Here is a 17,931-nt window from a genome sequence, read left to right on the forward strand (position 1 = left end):
CCCGGATGGCAAGCGCTCTCTAGACTCCCGTGCGATGGACGCGGAAACCGCTCTCGATGACGCCTACTTCGACTACTGCCCCTGGGACTTCGTGGGCCGCGCCTCCGCCGGACAGCGAGCCGCGCAGGACGCGCATCAGCGACGACTGGCGGAATCAGGCGCGCGCCTCGGGCAGCGTTGTTACGTCTCTCCGGCCGCCGGGGTCTTCACCGACACACTGCGCCTGGGCACCGACTCCTACATCGCCGGGCACGCCTACGTCACCGGTGAGGTGACCGCGGGCGACGACTGCACGGTCAACCCGTATGCCACGGTCCGGGGCCGAATCACCCTCGGCGACGGGGTCCGGATCGGCGCGCACAGTTCGCTGCTCGGCTTCAACCACGGCTTCGCCCCCGACCGGCCGGTGCACCGGCAGCCCCTCACCCACAAGGGCATCACCGTCGGCGACGACGTGTGGATCGGCTCGCACGTGGTCGTAGTGGACGGAGTGACGATCGGCGACCACTGTGTCGTGGGCGCGGGCGCGGTCGTCACCAAGGATCTGGCGCCGTGGACGGTCGCGGCGGGCAACCCGGCCCGTCCCCTGCGCGACCGCCGCGCCCAGGGCGGACCACGACGGGATCGAGCGGTCTCGGGCGACCTGCCGGGCGGACTCTCGGACGATCTGTCAGGCGACGGCCCGGGTGACCCGTCAGGCGACTTGGGGGACGCCGTCGCCCGGTTCGCCGACCGGGCCCGGGCGCAGGCCGCCGATCTCGTCGCCCGGTGCTGGAACCCCGACACCGGCCGCTACGCCGACCGGCCGGGCACTCCCGCGACCGTTCGAGCACACTGCGACGCCGTCGAGATCGCCGATCTGCTGCTGGGCTCGCCTCCGGAGCAGTTGGCCACCGACGAACACGCCGCGCGGCTGCGCGCCCTTCAGGATCCGGGCAGCGGGCTGGTGCCCGAGTTCGCTCCGGGCGGCGGTCCGGGGGTGCTTCCCGCCCCGGCGGCCGACGGCTGGATCGATGACGGCACCGCCCAGTACCACGTGCTGGCCGTGGGCTATGCCCTGGACCTGCTGGGCTCCCGACTCAGCCAACCCGTACACGTGGTGCGCCGCATGACGGCGGGTCAGCTGCTCGCGCGGCTGGAGTCGCTGCCGTGGCGGACGCGGACCTGGTCCGCCGGCGCGTGGGTGGACTGCTGGGCGACCGGCGCCCATCGCAATCTGGAGCTCGGCGTCGAGGACGGGCAGCCGGGCGCGCTGGAGGCGCTGTTCGGCTGGCTCACCACACGGGTGGACCCGTGGACGGGCATGTGGGGCACCGCCGGGTCGCCCGCCGCGGGCCGGTTGCAGCTGGTCAACGGCTACTACCGGCTCACCCGGGGCTCCTACGCCCAGTTCGGGCTCGATGTGCCGTACGCGGAGCGGGTCGTGGACACCGTACTGGCCCATGGCCGCGATCAGCGCTGGTTCGCGGCCGGCCGGGAGAACGCCTGCAACGTGCTGGACGTGGCCCATCCCCTGTGGCTCGCGGGGCGGCGCAGCGGGCATCGGACGGCCGAGGTGCGGGCGTGGGCCGAGGAACAGCTGACACGGGCGCTGGGGCGGTGGCGGGACGGCGCCGGATTCGGTTTCGGTCCCGCCGGCGAGGGCCGTGGGGGTCCGGGCCGCGAGCCGGGGCTTCAGGGCACCGAGATGTGGCTCGCGATCGTATGGCTGCTCGCGGATCTGGTGGGCGTGGCGGACCGGCTCGCGTACCGGCCGCGCGGCGTCCATCGCCCGGAGCCGGCCCGGTCGCCGGGGTTCGCGACGCCGGGGTAGCTCACGCGAAACGCCGCGTCCTCCGGGAGCGGGCGCGTACGGTTGGGCCGCGCGATGCGCCACCCCCTGGCATGCTGCACCCATGCCGACGCCCATACAGCCGCCCTCGTCCGCCGAAGCCTCCGCCACCTCGGTCAACGGCCTGCGCATACAGGCACGTTCGGTGAGGCAGCGCATACACGGCGCCGGGAACGTCCTGCACGACGTGTCCCTCGACGTCGCGCCCGGGCGGCTCACCGTGATCGCCGGGAGCAGCGGGGCGGGCAAGACGATCCTGTTGCAGACGCTCGCCGGGCTGCGCGCGCCGACGGAGGGGACGGTCCTGCACGACGGGACGCAACCCGGCTCGCCGGGACCCGAGTTCGGGTTCGTGCCGCAGGAGGACATCATCCACCGCGAGCTGCCGCTGCGCCGGACGCTGGTGTACGCGGCGGGTCTGCGCATGCCGCCGGGCACGACGCCCGAGTCCGTCGGGGCGGGCGTGGACCGGGTCCTGGAGGCTCTCGGTCTCTCCTCCCGGGCGGCGACGCCCGTGCGCGCGCTGAGCGGCGGCGAGCGCAAACGGGCCAGTATCGCCGCCGAGTTGCTCACCCGCCCCCGCGTGCTCTTCCTCGACGAGCCCACCTCGGGGCTCGACCCGGTGACCGGTGCCGCCCTGCTGCGGACCCTGCGCGCGCTGGCCGAGGACGGCACCACCGTCGTCCTCACCACTCACACGCTCGCCGATCTGCTCCGCGGCGACCAGGTGGTGTTCCTCTCCCCCGACGGCGAGGTCGCGTACGCCGGTGAACCGAGCGCGCTGTGCGGGGCGTTCGGGGTGGGCACGGTCGAGGAGGTGTACGAGGCGGTGGCCCAGGGCGTACGCGTCGAGCGCGCCACGCCGCCGGACGACGTACACCAAGCGGACACACCGTCATCTGCGGTTCCCGTCCGGCGTGTCGGTGCCCTGCGCCAATGGGCACTGCTCACCCGTCGCGGTACCGCACTCCTCCTGCACAACCGGCTCTCCGTCGCCGTCCTCGCCGGTTCGCCGGTGATGATCGTGGCGATGTTCGCGGTGCTGTTCCGGGCGGGCGCTTTCGATCGCGCGGCGCCCGAGCCCGGATCGACCGCGATGATCATGTTCTGGATCGCGTTCGGCGCGTTCTTCTTCGGCCTGACGTACGGACTGCTGCAGATCTGCACGGAGCTGCCCGTACTGCGCCGGGAATGGCTGGCCGGGCTGCGGATCGGTCCCTACGTCGCGTCGAAGCTGACCACCATGCTGCCGGTGCTCGCCGTCGCCGACGTACTGCTGCTGGTGGTGCTGCGGGCGCTGGACCGGCTGCCCGCGGCCGGATGGGGCACGTACGGTTCGCTGTTCGTGTCGAGCGTGCTGGCCTCGGCGGCGGCCCTCACGCTGGGGCTGCTGGCCTCGGCCGCGGTGACGGAACCGGGCCAGGCGACGCTGATGCTGCCGCTGCTGTGCTTCCCGCAGGTCCTGTTCTCGGGGGCGTTCGTGCCGGTGCCGCGGATGACCGGCGCAGGGGAGGCGATCAGCTGGGCGATGACCAACCGGTGGGCGTTCGAGGCACTGGGCAGCGGGGTCGGCCTGGAGTCGCTGTGGCGCACGGGCGCGTCGCCCCTGGGACCACCGCTGCTGGACTCGTACGGGGACTCGTTCGGTCATCCGGCGAGCCGCGGCTGGTTGATCCTCGCGGGGTTCGCGGTGCTGTTCCTCGCGGTGACGTGGGCGGTCCTGGTGCGCAAGTGCCGGGAGGGCGCGGCACGGAGCCGGGCGGGTCGCTGAGCGGCTGTCACCCCCCGCCAGACCCTCGGGGCTGTCATCCCCGGCCAGCCCCTCAGCACCCCACCCGAGCCGCCAGACCCGTCACCCCCGGCACCCGGTCGCGGTAGGTCCGGGTCACGAACGTCAGGAACGTCTCGATGTCCCTGGGCTGCGACGACACGCCCAGGGAGATGCGGACGGCACCCGCCGAAGGCAGCCGCAGCAGGTCCAAGTACTCCTCCATCGAACCGAGTTGTCTGCCCGCGGCCGAGCGCAGCCGGCGCAGCGGCAGTGCGAACGCCGCCTCGCCGGCACCCGGGTTGCAGAAGCAGCCGGTCCGCAGCGAGATGCCGCGCGCGGCACTGTCACGGGTGACGACGCGTTCGTCGACGATCCGGCCGTCCGCACCCAACAGGTTGAGCGCGACCGTGCCGCCACGATCCGCCCCGGCGTCCGGGGGACCGTACACGCGGGCCATCGGGGCACCGTCGCTGTGGCGCAACGCGCGCAGGCCGGTGAGCAGTTGGCCGGTGAGGGCGGTGACGTGGGCGTGCACCCGGTCCATGCCGAGGCGGTCGATCCACTCCAGCCCGGCGGTGACGTCCGGGACGGACAGGAAGTTCACCGTGCCGTCCTCGAAGGCCGCCTCGTCGTCGGCGAGGACGTGCCACTGCGCCTGTGCGCTGACCGCGTAGATCGTGCCGCCCGAGAACCAGGGCCGGCGCAGCTTGGCGAGGGCCTCCCGGCGGGCTATCAGACTGCCGATGCCGGTGGGGTGGCCGAAGACCTTGTACCAGCTGACCACGGTGAAGTCCGGGTGGAACCGGCCGAGGTCGAGCGGGTTCGTCGGCACGAAGGCGGCCGCGTCCAGCAGGACGTCGTAGCCCTGCTCCTGCGCCCGCGCGATCCACTCCAGCGGATGCTGGACTCCGGTGAAGTTGCTCTGGGCCGGGTAGGCCAGCAGCCCGCGCGGCCCCACGCCACCACGCCGCCCCAGGCGGCCCAGGTGACGCCCGGGACCGCGTCCGCGCGCGGTGAGCGCGTCCCACAGCCGTTCCTCGTCGATCCGCAGGCCGGGCCCGCTCACGGGGACGTACGCCGCCGCGGCTCCTCTGGCCCGCGCGTACTCGCGCAGACCGTTGACCGAGTTGTGGTTGTCCAGCGACATCACCAGCCGGCTGCCGCGCGCGAACGGATACGCCTCGCCGACCAGGCGCAGCGCACCCGTGGCGTTGGGCGTGAAGATCACGGCGTACTCGGCGGGGTCCGCGCCGAAGTGCCGGAGCACCGCGCGGCGGGCCTCCGCGAGCAGCACTCCCGAGGCGCGGGAGGCCGGGCTCTCGGAGTGCGGGTTGCCGAATAACCCGCCGGTGATCCGTTCGGCACTCCCCGTGACGAGCGAGCGCGGCGGAAGCCCGGCGCCCGTGTGGTCGAGATAGGTGTGGCCGCCCTCGTCGAGGTAGCCGAAGTCGCGCGCCCGCAGCCCGGCGAAGCCGTCCGCGCCCCCTTCGCCGGCGGCCGTGCCTCCGGAAGGCGTGTCGGTCGCCTGTATGTGGCCGCTGCTCGGTGCTTTGTCCATGAGTTCCCTCCGCCCGGCCGACCCTTCCCCACGCCTCGGACCGACCCTCCATGAAGCTTCACCCAAGGTATCCGTACGGACGGGCCTCTCCCCTGTGCCACGGCATCGAACAGTGATTGGGTGGGCGCGGCCATATCGTTCGAACCGCAGGAGAACCCCGCAGTCATGAGCAACGCTTACACGTTCGAGTACAAGGTCGTCACCTTCCGGGAGTCGCTCATCGGCGACGCGCTGGACAGCGACAAGCTGGAGAAAGTTCTGAACAAGCACGCCGGGGACGGCTGGGCGCTCAAGGCGATCACGTCCGCCGATGTCAAGGGCCGCATAGGCCCCGGCGCGGTGGAGGGGCTGCTCCTGACCTTCGAGCGCCCCCGAGCATAAATCCGTTTATGCCCGTTTATTTCCTTGTATGGTGCGTGGGAGGCCGAGGCGCGGGATGCTGGAGCTGATGAGACAGCGGATCCGCGGGTACTCCTGAGCCGTCGGAGGCCTTCCGGTGCGGAAGGCCTCCCCGGGCTGGGCGGGTGTCGGTCGCGTGCCGTACGCCACCGACATCCCGGAGTACTCGCCTCCAGCCGCTGCCGGCCAGTGAGGTCAGGACGGTACAGCGATGAAGAGCGACGGAACACTCGACCGTGCGGTTGTCTCCAGCCACTCGGTGTTCGGAGCGCCCTGCTGGGTCAGCCTGGCCACACGGGATCTGCGGGCCGCGCAGGATTTCTACCACGCCGTGCTGGGCTGGGAGTGGCACACGGGCAGGCTGGGCAGGGAGTACCGATTCGCCCGGGTCAACGGGGTGCCGGTCGCCGGCGTCTCGGCGATGTCCGGCATCGGAGCGAGGATGGCCACGTGGACGCCGTATTTCGCGGTGGCGAATGCGGACGAGACGGTGTCCCGTAGTCAGGAGCGCGGGGGTACGACCGCGGTGGGGCCGCTGTCGTTCCCGCCGGGCCGGGCGGCCCTGCTGGCCGACCGGGACGGAGCGGTGTTCGGCATCTGGGAGGGCGAGCTGGTGGCCGGCTGGGAGGAGTGGCGCCGGGCGGCACCGGTTTTCGTACGGCTGCACACCCGCGATGCCTTCGACGCCGCGATCTTCTACGCGGAGGTCCTGGAGTGGGCGTCCTCGGCCCCCGGGTCCTGCGAGGTGCGCTACGAGGACAACGAGGTCGTCCTGCGCAGCCGGGGCGACGTGGTGGCCCGGATCCACTCCGGCGCGGTCGAGGCGGCGCCCGACCCGACGATCCGGCCGCACTGGCAGATCCACTTCACCGTCGACGACGTCGAGGCCGCCGCCCGCGCCGCACGCGCCCACGGCGGCACGGCCCACCAGCAGGGCCTCGGCTCGACCGAGGCCATCCTGACCGACCCCGACGGAGCGCACTTCACCGTCACCTGCAAGGGCGCCGCGTAGCTCACCGGGCCCCGGTCGCCAGCGCGTCCCCCAGCGCCGTGCGCTCGTAGAGGACGTACTGCCCCTGCCGGTGCGACACCAGCAGTCCGGCCTCGCGCAGCACCGAGAGGTGGGACGAGACGGACGAGAGGGCCAGACCGTGGCTGTTCGCCAGGGTCGTGGTCGAGGCGGGACCGTCGAGGCCGACGAGGACGGCGGCGCGGTGGGGTCCGAGCAGCCGGGCCAGCGCGGCGGGCGCCTCGGCCGGGGCGGCCCCGGTCGGCGGGCCGCCCGTGCCCCGGGCCGGATAGATCACCGTCGGCTGCCAGGGCCGGGCGAAGCCGCTCACCACGTCCGGCCGTACGAAGACACTGGGCATCAGCAGCACACCCCGCCCGTCGGGCCCCTGCGCCTCCTTCAGGTCGGCGTACATGCGCAGGGTGAGGGTGTCGTCCGCCCACCCGATCTCCGGGTGCAGGTCGCTGAAGAGTGCCTCGAGGCCGCCGTCCGCCAACTGCCGTGAGCGGTAGGCGATATCGGACTCCAGGAGAGCCTGGTGGCGGGGCCAGTCCGGGGCGAGCAGCGCGTGCCAGGCCCGCTCGGTGAGGTCGGCGAGGCGTCGCACGGTGCCCGCCGGGTCCTCCAACGCCGCCCGCCCGTACGGCGATGCGGTGGCGCCGGGTGTGCAGGCGAGCGAACGCGCCAGCTCCGTACGGGCCATGGCGGGGTCGGTGGCGCGCATCAGGGCCAGCTCCTCCTCGAAGGAGGCGTTCGGCGTCCGCGGCGGCGGTCCGAGGAAGTCCGGGGTGTAACCGCCCTTGCGGGGGATGAACAGCCACAGCTCCGCCAGGTCCAGGCCCGCCACGACGTCGCGCACGCGCCGCAGCCAGTCCCGGTGGAAGGCGTGCCGGTCCGGGCGCCGCAGCATGCGCAACGCCTCGTGCGTCTGGCAGAGCGGTGACACCGCGAACCGGCAGCGCGTCAGATCTTCCGTGCCGAGGTGCAGGGTCAGCGGCAAAACAGTCTCCGACGGGTCTTCGGCCGAGCTCACGGGGTCGGGATGGGCGATTCGGCTCCAGCCGAAAGAGTAGTGGGCCGCGCGGCGACCCCGCAGGCTGGCCCGTGGCCGCATCCGGCCGCCCGCCCCCCTTCAGCACCCCCTCGACCTCAACGAACTGCCTCGACAACCCCTCTCAACAACCTCTCGCAGAAAGGCTCGTGGATGGCGAGCGTTCGTCTCACCACCTGGCGCAGGGCCGCCGTCGTCGCCGCGCTCATGCTGGCCGCGTTCACCTTCAACACCACGGAGAATCTGCCCGTCGGACTGCTCCCGCTCATCGCGGACGACCTGCGTGTGTCGCTCTCCTCCGTCGGGCTGCTGGTCACCGGGTACGGCCTGACCGTGGCCGTCGTCTCGCTGCCCGTCGCGCACCTGACCCGGTCGATCCCTCGCCGCCATCTGCTGTCGGGCCTGCTGGGGCTGCTCGTGGCGGCCAGCTGGATGTCGGCGCTGAGCGGTCTCTCGTACGGCTTCCTGCTCGCGGCACGGATCGCGACCGCGCTGGCCCAGGCGCTGTTCTGGGCGGTGATGGGTCCGGTCGCCGTGGGGTTGTTCCCGCCCGAGCGGCGCGGGCGGGTGATCGGGCTGCTGTCCGTCGGGGGCTCGCTCGCCACGGTGCTCGGGGTTCCGGCCGGGACCTGGCTGGGCGGGCACAGCGGCTGGCGGGCGCCCTTCGTGGTGCTCGGCGCGCTCGGCCTCGTCGCGCTCGTCGCCGTCGCCGTCCTGCTGCCGACCTCACGCCCGGACGAGGGACACGCGGCGTACGGGGCGACTCCCGACGTCCGCCGGTTCGCCGTGGTGCTGGCGGCCACCGCGCTGTCGGTCACCGGCGCCTTCGCGGGATTCACGTACGTCGTCGCCTTCCTCGGCGAGGAGAGCGGTTTCTCCAGGGATTCGGTGAGCGCCGTGCTGCTGGCGTTCGGGGTGGCGGGCATCGCGGGCGTGTCGGCGGCCGGCCCGCTCCTCGACCGGTTCCCGCGCGCAACCCTGACGGTCCCGGTGGCGACTCAGGCGGTGGCGCTGCTCGGCCTGTACCTGGGCGGCGGGCGCAGCCAGGTGGCGGCCGTCGCCCTGCTGATGCTCCTGGGCGCGTCGGTGGGCCCCGTCTTCATGGCCACGCAGAGTCAGGTCCTCCACGTCGCGCCCGGGCGCACGGAACTCGCCCTGGCGGCGAACTCGGCCGCCTTCAACGCGGGCGTCGCGGCGGGCGCGCTGACCGGCGGCGCCGTGCTCCACGCCGCCGGGGTGCGCGGGACGTTCCTGGTCGGCGCAGTGCTCACGCTCGGCGCCCTGGCCGCGCTGACCTGGCCCGCGACCGGCTCGTCGCGGGCGAGGGCCTGTCCGGCGGATCAGGTCGTAGGAAAGTAGCGGCACCGCACAAGCACAGGTGAGCGCGGCCTGGTGCGTCCACCCAGTGATCGACCAGTACGTCGCCGAACGTCAGGCATGTCCGGCCGCAGCCGACAGCGACTTCCAGAGGTGGAGGCCGACGAAGCGTACATCGACGAGGACAAGGAACGGATTGGCATCATCCATCGGTCAGTTGCTGGATGGCCTTGAGCGCCTGGCCCGTTCCGTTCTCGGTCACCAGGTGTTGCGCCGCTCTCGCGGCGGCTCGACTGTGTGCCTGCTGCTTCACTACTTGGTCGAGTGAGTCGGCAAGCCGTTCGGCGGTGAGGGACCGGAAGGGGATCGGGTCGGTGGCGGCGCCGAGGGCGGCAAGTCGCCCCGCCCAAAAGGGCTGGTCCGCGGTCACCGGTACGGTGACCGCAAGCACTCCAGCGCGCAACGCGGCGGCCTCGCCCATGAGCTGGCGCCAATCGTCCTTGGTGTGGGCAGTCGCGCGCGCCATCGCCTCGCGCTGTCCCTCCGAGTGCGCCCACTTCAGCTCTGCCTCAGTGGCATAGCTCAGGTCGAAGGTGATCTCACCGAAGACCTCGAAACGTTCCTGAGGAGTCAGGGACACCCCGGCCTTTTGGACCTCCATTGCCCGCTCCGCCATCTCGGCGAGCCGCCGCAGTCTGGCGATCTCCTCACTCAACTGCCGCTGCCGGGCCCGAAGGCGCTCCAGGGGCTTCACCTGCGGATCCTTGAAGATCGCGGCGATCTCATCGAGGGAGAAGCCGAGTTCACGGTAGAAGAGGATCTGCTGGAGACGGACCAGGCCGCGTCCCAGGCGACGGCTTGAGCGATCCGGATTCCCCCAGGGCGCCCGCCTCCTGCCGGATCCGGAGGTGCACGCCGAGCTCACGGCCGGTCTCAAGGGCGATCACCAGGTCGGCGAACGCCTGCGCGGACAGGGAGTTGAAGATCCGGGACTCGTCGCAGATCACCGCCAGGTGGGGTCGGCCGGTCATCCGGCCGCGCGCCGGGAACTCCCGCTGCACGAGATCACTGGACGACGACGAAGACGAGCCCGAAGGAGATCGAGCGGCAGCTTCGTGAGGCCCGCGCGGATCCCAGCCGGACGGGGGCGCGAGCAAAGGTCCAGCGGCCGATCGGCGAACTGCACTGCGCAGGGCGGCGCAGGCGCGTGACGTCGCCGACATGCAGGGCCCGGCGCACGATCTGGCGGTGGTGACGCTCGCGCGCTCGACGCGGCGATCACACCGTGGTGGCGGTGACGACCTAGACCTGTGCCGGGGCCAGGTCTGGTCAGTCACGGCTCCATCACGGAATCCGTCACCCTGAGCATGCGAAAGCCATGATCACCCCGACTTCGCGATCGTGAACTCTGCATAACCATGATGAGTCGGCAACCGACGACACGACAACGCCGCTGGGAGAACCCCTGCGCGAAGAGCTTGGGCGAGGGCGTGCCGGACCCCGTGTCTCCGGCATGGTCCGCCGGACAGGCCCCAGGCCGGACGATCAGGGCAGTGGTTCGGCGGTGGGCACCATCGGCGACTGGTAGCCGCCGCTGGCCAGCATCCGCACTTCCCCGGCTGTGCTGATCTCGGCGCGGAGGATGCCGGTGGGGTCGGAGTACACCGGGTTCCCGCCCGGCCCAAGGGTGTCGGTCCGTTCGACGACCACCTCGTCGGTGATGACGCCGACGCCTGATTCCTGATGGGTGAAGATCAACCGGTAGCGGTCCGGAGTGTGCATGACGACCTCCCGTACCCGAGACAAGCCAGAGTTACATAAGCGGGCAAATCGACCCTCCTCCATGATGCGGCCAGATCAGCCCGACAGCAGCACTCGCCGAGCGGCCCGTGCCACGGGGCCCGAACGGGCCCCTGTCACACCACGCGCCGCCCCTCGCCTCGGGGCGCCCGGCAGTGTAGACATAGGCACATGGTCCGGCTCATGGGTCGATCCCGGGCTCGGTCGACCCCTCGCCCAGGCGGTCCGCGTGCGTGGCGCAGACCCGCGTGGGGACCGCGGTCCGCGCTGGGCGGGCGCAGCGTCGCGGGCCAGGTGTTCGTGCTGCAAGTGGTGATCGTGCTGCTGCTGATCGTCTCCGCGGTGGTGGCGCTGGTGCTGCAGGTACGGCACGACAGCACGCAGGAGGCCCGCAATCGTTCGCTGGCCGTCGCCGAGACGTTCGCCCACGCGCCCGGCACCCGTGAGGCGCTCAGCAGCCCCGACCCCACGCTCGTGCTGCAGCCGCAGGCCGAGGCCGCCCGCAAGCAGTCCCACGTGGACTTCATCGTCGTGATGAACACCGACGGGATCCGCTACACCCACCCCAAACCGGACCGGATCGGCAAGAAGTTCGTCGGGAACACCGCCCCCGTGCTGGCCGGCCATCCCATCACCGAGGAGATCAACGGGACCATCGGGCCGCTGGTGCAGGCCACGGTTCCCATCAAGGCGCCCGACGGCAAGGTCGTGGGCATGGTGTCGGCCGGTATCACGACCGCCAACGTGGGCGGTGTCGCGGACCGGCAGCTGCCCCTCCTGCTGGGCGCCGCGGCCGCCGCGCTCGCCCTGGCCACCGGGGGTACGGCGCTCGTGAGCCGGCGCCTGCTGCGCCAGACACACGGCCTGGGCCCGTACGAGATGACCCGGATGTACGAGCACCACGACGCGGTGCTGCACGCCGTCCGGGAGGGGGTGATCATCGCCGGCGGCGAGGGACGGCTGCTGCTCGCCAACGACGAGGCACAGCGCCTGCTCGACCTGCCCGCCGACGCCGAGGGGCGGCATGTCCTGGAACTGGGCCTCGAGGCGGACACCGCCGAGCTGCTCGCCTCGGGACGGGTCGCCACGGACGAGGTGCATCTGGTCGGGGACCGGCTGCTGGCCATCAACCAGCGGCCCACGGACCTCCAGGGCGGCCCGCCCGGCAGTGTCGCCACCCTGCGTGACTCGACCGAACTGCGCGCGCTGTCCGGCCGGGCCGAGGTGGCGCGCGAGCGCCTCAAGCTCCTGTACGACATCGGGGTCGGCGTCGGCACCAGTCTGGACGTGACCCGCACCGCCGAGACGCTGGCCGAGGTGGCCGTTCCACGGTTCGCGGACTTCGTGACCGTGGACCTGGCGGACGCCGTTCTGAACGGGGAGGAGCCGGACGGGGTCACCGAGCTGCGCCGTACCGCGTGCAGCGGCATCCGCAAGGACGCCCCGCTCTACCCGGTGGGCGAGAAGATCCGCTTCGTCGCCTCCACTCCCCAGGCCCGGAGCCTGCGCACGGGCGAGGCCGTCGTCGAGCCCGACCTCGAAGGGGCCCCCGGCTGGCTCGCCCAGGACCTGGAACGCACGACGCAGGTGGTGGAGTACGGCATCCACTCGCTGATCACCGTGCCGCTGCGGGTGGGCCCCCTGGTGATGGGCGTCGTCAACTTCTGGCGCTCCCGCAAGCCCGAGCCCTTCGACGAGGAGGAGCTGGTCCTCGCCGAGGAACTGGTCGCCCGTGCCGCCGTCTCCATCGACAACGCGCGCCGCTACACGCGCGAGCACACCATGGCCGTGACGCTGCAGCGCAGTCTGCTGCCGCGCAATCTGCCCGAGCAGAGCGCCCTGGACGTCGCCTACCGCTATCTTCCGGCGCAGGCGGGAGTGGGCGGGGACTGGTTCGACGTGCTGCCGCTGTCCGGCGCCCGGGTCGCCGTCGTCGTGGGGGATGTCGTCGGCCACGGGCTGCACGCGGCGGCCACGATGGGGCGCCTGCGGACCGCCGTCCACAACTTCTCCGCCCTGGACCTGCCGCCCGACGAGATCATCGGGCTCCTCGACGAGCTGGTCGGCCGCATCGACCAGGACGAGGCGTCGGCGGACAGCAGCGCCGCGATCACCGGCGCGACCTGCCTGTACGCCGTCTACGACCCGGCCTCCCGGCTCTGCACGGTCGCCCGGGCCGGCCATCCGCCCCCGGCGCTGGTCCGTCCCGACGGCAGCGTGGAGTTCCCCGATGTGCCCGCCGGGCCCCCGCTGGGGCTCGGGGGTCTGCCGTTCGAGACGGCCGAACTCAAGCTGGACGAGGGCAGCCGTCTGGTGCTCTACACGGACGGACTCGTCGAGGACCGGGAACGGGACATCGACGAGGGACTCGAGCTGCTGCGCGCCGCCCTCACGGGGGTAGACCGGTCACCGGACGACACCTGTCGGGCGGTCCTGGACGCCCTGCTCCCGGACCGCCCGAGCGACGACATCGCCCTGATCGTCGCGGGCACCCGCGCGCTCGGCGCCGAGCACATCGCCGAATGGCAGGTGCCGTCCGAACCGGCGGCGGTCGGGGAGGTACGCGCCTCGGTCACCCGGCAGCTGGCGGAGTGGGCCCTCGACGACATGGCGTTCACCACCGAGCTGATCCTCAGCGAACTGGTCACGAACGCCATCCGCTACGGCAGTGGCACCATCCAGGTCCGCGTGCTGCGTGACCGCAGCCTGATCTGCGAGGTCTCGGACAACAGCAGCACCTCACCCCGCCTGCGGTACGCGGCCACCACGGACGAGGGCGGACGCGGCCTGTTCCTCGTCGCCCAGCTCGCCGAACGCTGGGGCACCCGCTACACCCCGGCCGGGAAGGTCATCTGGGCCGAACAACCGCTGCCCTGAGCGGCTCGCCCACGGGCGCACGGTCTCGATCCGGTCCCCCGGCGCGACGAAATCCGTGGTTGCCGGTCCAATGGAGGTGACGGGATACACCGGTACGACATGTGCCGTCGCTTCCATGGGGCCCTGCGGCGGTGCGATGGAGGTCCGCGATGCCCACTGCTCTCCGGCTGCTGCCCGCCCTCTCCCCCGACCACAGGGCACGGCTGATGTCCCTGGCCCGGGAGGTCTCCTTCCCGGCGGACGGAAAGATCTTCGAGGCAGGGGGAACCGCGGACCGTTTCTGGGTGGTCCGCTCCGGAACGGTCTCCCTGCACCAGCGGGTCGTCGGGGAGCGACGTATCTCCGTGGCGACGCTGGGGCCCGGCGATCTGCTCGGCTGGTCGTGGCTGTTCCCGCCGCACCACTGGGACTTCGGCGCCGAGGCGTTCAGTCCCGTACGCGCGTACGAGTTCGATGCCGCGGAGGTGCGCACGCTGTGCGACCAGGATCCGGCCCTGGAGCTGTCGCTCACCCGGACCATCGCCGCGATCCTCGCGCACCGGCTGGAGACGACCCGGGCGGCCCTGATCGAGCACTACGCGCGCCACGGCGGTGGCGGCGTGCGCTGAGGTGAGCGGTGGGGGCCGGGCTGCGATAGGAATCTCACGTGAACCAGACTCCTGACCGCGACGAGACGTCCTTCGAGCTCCTGCCCGGTGCCCCCGACTCCCCCGTCATCCTGCACGTCCCGCACTCCTCTCGGTACATTCCGGCGCCGGTGCGCGTCGGCATCGCGCTCGACGACGCCGCGCTGGAGCGGGAGTTGGACCACATCACGGACGCGCACACCGCGGAGCTGGCCGCGGCCGCGGCGCGGGCGGCCGAGGCCACACCATGGCGGTTCGTGAACCGGCTGTCCCGGCTGGTGGTCGATCCCGAGCGCTTTCCCGACGAACGGGAGGAGATGCTGTCCGTCGGAATGGGCGCGGTCTACACACGGACGACCCGGCGCACACCATTGCGGCCCGCCGACGTCGACCCGCGGCCACTGATCGAGCGCTACTTCCACCCGTACGCGGCGGCCATGACCGCGGCGGTGGCCGACCGGCTCGCCGTCACCGGGCGGGCGGTGATCGTCGACGTCCACTCGTATCCGACGGCCCGGCTGCCGTACGAGCTGCACGGCGACGGTCCGCGACCGCAGGTCTGTCTGGGAACCGACTCCTTCCACACGCCGCCCGAGCTGGTCGCCCTCGCGGAGAAGGCGTTCGCGGGCCTGAGTGGTGTCGGGATCGACAGCCCGTTCTCCGGCGCGTACGTCCCGCTGCGCTTCTACGAGAGGGAGCCGCGGGTCACCGCCCTGATGGTGGAGATCCGCCGGGACACGTACATGACCGAACCGGGAGGCCCCACCGGCCCCGGGTTCCCACGACTCACCTCGGCGCTGACGGCTCTCGTCGACGCCATGGTCAGCGAGTGAAGCGATAACAGGTCTGGCTGAAACTCCTGCCCCTGCCGAACCCGAAGACGGTGTGGGGCGCCACCTCGAAGACCAGGGCGAGGCCCGCGTCCCCGGCTTCCTCCGTCGGCGGCGGCGCCGCAGCCGCCGTGGCGGAGTCGAAGGCCCCGCTCCGCACCTCGAAACGCCACTCCGGGCCGTACTTCGCCTCCCACGCCGCCGCCAGCTCGGCCAGCCGCTTCTCGTCGGTGATCCGGACCGCGTCGCCCTCGACCACCAGGTCGGGGCCCTCGCCGTAGGCGTTGGTGCCGGTGGTGAGAACGACGTGCGGGTTGGCGGCGAGGTTCAGCCCCTTGCGCTCCCGCGCGCCGGTGGCGAAGTGGAGCGCCCCGTTCAGCCACACCGACATCAGTGGGGTCACGTGGGGCCGGCCGTCCGGACGTACCGTCGACAGCCAGAAGATCTCAGCCTTCGCCAGCCGGGAGGCGGCCTCGGCCCAGGGAGTGGCGGTGGCCCCGGGGGAGCTGTAGCGCGCGTCCAGATCGGTGTGCGGTTCCTGCGTCTGTGCCCGTGTCGGCATGGCGGAGTCCTCTCGCTCCTCGGTCCTCACCCATGGTTCCCGTGAAGCGCTGACTCCGCGCGCGGACCCCTCTAGGGTCGGGATGAGCAATCGCTCAGCAACGAGCCTGGGGAGGGCGGGGGATCATGCCGGTCGTCGACGCGTGGATGCAGCACCCCACACTGCGCCACTCCAACCACGAGATGTTCGAGTCGCTGCGCCGCTGGACCGGCATGGGGCTGCTGGAGGAGCCGCTTCCGGTGAAGGTCACGGTGGCGGCGCTCGCGGCTGCCGACGTGGAGATCGGGCTGTCCGCGGCCTGGTACGGGCCGCAGGGGCCCCTCATCGGCAACGACGAGGTCGCCGAGTTCGTCGCCCGGTCCGAAGGGCGGTTGCGCGGGGTCGCGGGCGTGGACCTGACCCGGCCCGTCGCGGCCGTGCGGGAGCTGCGGCGGGCCGTCCAGGAGCTGGGCTTCGTGGCCCTCAGGATCGTGCCGTGGCTGTGGCAGCTGCCGCCCACCGACCGGCTCTACTACCCGCTGTACACCGCCTGCGTCGAGCTCGGCATCCCGTTCTGCACCCAGGTCGGCCACACCGGTCCGCTGCGCCCTTCCGAGACGGGCCGGCCGATCCCGTACATCGACCAGGTGGCGCTGGACTTCCCCGAACTGACCATCGTCTGCGGGCACATCGGCTACCCGTGGACCACGGAGATGATCTCGGTGGCCGACAAACACGCCAACGTCCACATCGACACCAGCGCCTACACCGCCCGCCGCTACCCGACCGAGCTGGTCGACTATCTGCGCGGCCGGGGACGGCGCAAGGTCCTCTTCGGCTCCAACTACCCCATGATCACGCCGAGTCAGGCCCTGGAACACCTTTCCGACCTGCGCCTCGACGCGGAGACGACCGAGTTGTTCCTGTCGGGCAACGCCCGCCGCGTCTTCCGCCTCGGGGATCATTCGTAGATGCTGGGGCCAGGTACACGTTCGACCCCGAGGTGAGGGCAGCCCGTCGATGGCTTTGCAGATCAGCGCCACCAACCCGGAGCACCCCGCGCTCCTGCTCGAACTGCCCTGGCAACTGCCCCTGGAAGAGTGGCCGGAGCACTACCTGGTCCCGCTCCCCCGCGGCATCTCGCGGCACGTGGTGCGCTACGCGCGCGCCGGGAGTGAGGTCGTGGCCGTCAAGGAGCTGGCCGAGCGGCCCGCCCTGCGCGAGTACGAACTGCTGCGCAGCCTGGACCGGCTCGCCATCCCCGCCGTGGACCCGCTCGCCGTGGTCACCGGGCGCACCGACGGCGAGGGCGGCCCGCTGGAGCCCGTCCTCATCACCCGGCACCTGGGCGGCTCGATGCCGTACCGGTCGATGTTCGAGACGACCATGCGGCCTGCCACGATGCACCGCCTGATGGACGCGCTGGCGGTGCTGCTGGTGCGGCTGCATCTGGCGGGGTTCGCGTGGGGCGACTGCTCGCTGTCGAACACGCTGTTCCGGCGCGACGCCGGAGCGTACGCGGCCTATCTCGTGGACGCCGAGACCGGGGAGCTGCACCCGCGACTGAGCAATGGGCAACGGGAGTACGACCTCGATCTCGCCCGCGTCAACATCAGTGGTGAGCTGCTGGACCTGGAGGCGGCGGGGGCCCTGCACCCCTCCGTCGACCCGATCGAGTTCGGCATGGAGATCTGCGCGCGATACCAGAGCCTGTGGGACGAGCTGACCCGCACGTCCGTCTACCCGGCGGGCAAGCACCACTACATCGACCGCCGGATCCGCCGCCTGAACGACCTCGGTTTCGACGTCGCCGAGATGCAGATCGCGCACTCCTCGAACGGGGACACGGTGACCTTCGTGCCCAAGGTCGTCGACGCGGGCCACCACCAGCGCCAGCTGCTGCGGCTGACCGGGCTCGACGCCGAGGAGAACCAGGCGCGCCGGCTCCTGAACGACCTGGAGAGCTGGATGGCCACCCAGGAGGACTACACGCCCGGCGACCCCCTGACCGCCCGCCCGGAGGTCCTCGCCCACCGCTGGGTGCGCGACGTGTTCCGGCCGACCGTCCGGGCGGTGCCGCTGGACCTGCGCGGCTCCATGGACCCGGCCGAGATCTACCACGAGCTCCTCGAACACCGCTGGTACCTGTCCGAGCAGGCCCAGCACGACATCGGCCTGGACATCGCGGTGGAGGACTACGTCACCAACATCCTCCCCAAGATGCGGGAGTCCCTGCTGCCACCGGCGGAGGCCCCCACAGAGCCCGCGTGAAGCGGTTCCAGAGCGAAGGCGGCCATTCGTACATACGATTGAGAACGACA

General features: G+C 71.8%; 15 protein-coding genes and 1 pseudogene. 10 read left to right on the forward strand and 6 right to left on the reverse strand.

Annotated elements, in window-relative coordinates:
- The first annotated feature begins 34 nt into the window (after positions 1-34).
- Positions 35-1,813 carry an acyltransferase gene (locus ACZ7M3_RS37125; RefSeq protein ID WP_472069328.1) on the forward strand — a complete coding sequence of 593 codons (1,779 nt, stop codon included), beginning with the start codon at positions 35-37 and terminating at the stop codon, positions 1,811-1,813.
- Between the two features lie 82 nt (positions 1,814-1,895).
- Positions 1,896-3,602, forward strand: coding sequence for an ATP-binding cassette domain-containing protein (locus tag ACZ7M3_RS37130; protein WP_472069330.1), 1,707 nt, complete (start codon positions 1,896-1,898; stop codon positions 3,600-3,602).
- 52 nt (positions 3,603-3,654) lie between these two features.
- Here ACZ7M3_RS37130 and ACZ7M3_RS37135 read toward each other — a convergent pair whose 3' ends face one another.
- On the reverse strand, positions 3,655-5,160 hold the full coding sequence (locus ACZ7M3_RS37135; protein WP_472069332.1) for an aminotransferase class V-fold PLP-dependent enzyme: 1,506 nt from the start codon (positions 5,158-5,160) through the stop codon (positions 3,655-3,657).
- A gap of 165 nt (positions 5,161-5,325) precedes the next feature.
- On the opposite strand from ACZ7M3_RS37135, the gene ACZ7M3_RS37140 reads away from it, so the two are divergent.
- Positions 5,326-5,541 (forward strand): DUF4177 domain-containing protein, encoded by a 216-nt coding sequence (locus ACZ7M3_RS37140; RefSeq protein ID WP_355306981.1) that lies wholly within the window; start codon positions 5,326-5,328, stop codon positions 5,539-5,541.
- Between the two features lie 229 nt (positions 5,542-5,770).
- Positions 5,771-6,571, forward strand: coding sequence for a VOC family protein (locus ACZ7M3_RS37145; RefSeq protein ID WP_472069334.1), 801 nt, complete (start codon positions 5,771-5,773; stop codon positions 6,569-6,571).
- A 1-nt stretch (position 6,572) separates the two neighbouring features.
- Here the strand turns inward: ACZ7M3_RS37145 and ACZ7M3_RS37150 are convergent, their stop codons facing one another.
- The gene (locus ACZ7M3_RS37150; RefSeq protein ID WP_472069535.1) at positions 6,573-7,568 is read right to left on the reverse strand and encodes a DUF5937 family protein; all 996 of its coding nucleotides are present in this window, start codon (positions 7,566-7,568) and stop codon (positions 6,573-6,575) included.
- Between the two features lie 204 nt (positions 7,569-7,772).
- On the opposite strand from ACZ7M3_RS37150, the gene ACZ7M3_RS37155 reads away from it, so the two are divergent.
- Entirely contained in the window at positions 7,773-8,978 is a 1,206-nt protein-coding gene (locus tag ACZ7M3_RS37155) for an MFS transporter (protein ID WP_472069336.1), read from the forward strand.
- A gap of 400 nt (positions 8,979-9,378) precedes the next feature.
- On the opposite strand, the pseudogene ACZ7M3_RS37160 reads toward ACZ7M3_RS37155, so the two are convergent.
- From ACZ7M3_RS37160 to ACZ7M3_RS37170, 3 genes and pseudogenes are all read right to left on the reverse strand, one after another.
- Positions 9,379-9,774 (reverse strand): annotated as a pseudogene (locus tag ACZ7M3_RS37160) (MerR family DNA-binding protein); the annotation flags it as partial.
- Complete coding sequence (locus ACZ7M3_RS37165; RefSeq protein ID WP_472069539.1) at positions 9,740-9,997, reverse strand: hypothetical protein; 258 nt, start codon at positions 9,995-9,997, stop codon at positions 9,740-9,742. The pseudogene ACZ7M3_RS37160 and the gene ACZ7M3_RS37165, both read right to left, overlap by 35 nt.
- 484 nt (positions 9,998-10,481) lie before the next feature.
- Positions 10,482-10,718, reverse strand: a complete 237-nt coding sequence (locus ACZ7M3_RS37170) for a DUF6296 family protein (protein WP_168499467.1) — start codon at positions 10,716-10,718, stop codon at positions 10,482-10,484.
- A gap of 189 nt (positions 10,719-10,907) precedes the next feature.
- Here ACZ7M3_RS37170 and ACZ7M3_RS37175 point away from each other — a divergent pair, with 189 nt between their 5' ends.
- The 3 genes from ACZ7M3_RS37175 (at position 10,908) to ACZ7M3_RS37185 (ending at position 15,072) form a co-directional block, all read left to right on the forward strand.
- Entirely contained in the window at positions 10,908-13,613 is a 2,706-nt protein-coding gene (locus ACZ7M3_RS37175; protein ID WP_472069338.1) for a SpoIIE family protein phosphatase, read from the forward strand.
- A gap of 149 nt (positions 13,614-13,762) precedes the next feature.
- The gene (locus ACZ7M3_RS37180; RefSeq protein WP_067381241.1) at positions 13,763-14,221 is read left to right on the forward strand and encodes a cyclic nucleotide-binding domain-containing protein; all 459 of its coding nucleotides are present in this window, start codon (positions 13,763-13,765) and stop codon (positions 14,219-14,221) included.
- Positions 14,222-14,259: 38 nt separating this feature from the next.
- Positions 14,260-15,072, forward strand: coding sequence for an N-formylglutamate amidohydrolase (locus tag ACZ7M3_RS37185; RefSeq protein ID WP_472069340.1), 813 nt, complete (start codon positions 14,260-14,262; stop codon positions 15,070-15,072).
- Here ACZ7M3_RS37185 and ACZ7M3_RS37190 read toward each other — a convergent pair.
- Positions 15,062-15,631 (reverse strand): pyridoxamine 5'-phosphate oxidase family protein, encoded by a 570-nt coding sequence (locus ACZ7M3_RS37190; protein ID WP_472069342.1) that lies wholly within the window; start codon positions 15,629-15,631, stop codon positions 15,062-15,064. The two genes, ACZ7M3_RS37185 and ACZ7M3_RS37190, sit on opposite strands and share 11 nt — an antisense overlap.
- A 125-nt stretch (positions 15,632-15,756) precedes the next feature.
- Between ACZ7M3_RS37190 and ACZ7M3_RS37195 the strand changes: the two genes are divergently transcribed.
- On the forward strand, positions 15,757-16,581 hold the full coding sequence (locus ACZ7M3_RS37195; protein WP_472069344.1) for an amidohydrolase family protein: 825 nt from the start codon (positions 15,757-15,759) through the stop codon (positions 16,579-16,581).
- Positions 16,582-16,630: 49 nt separating this feature from the next.
- Positions 16,631-17,881, forward strand: a complete 1,251-nt coding sequence (locus ACZ7M3_RS37200) for a DUF4032 domain-containing protein (protein WP_472069346.1) — start codon at positions 16,631-16,633, stop codon at positions 17,879-17,881.
- Positions 17,882-17,931: the final 50 nt, after the last annotated feature.

This window comes from Streptomyces sp. NPDC111656 (genome assembly GCF_055656965.1).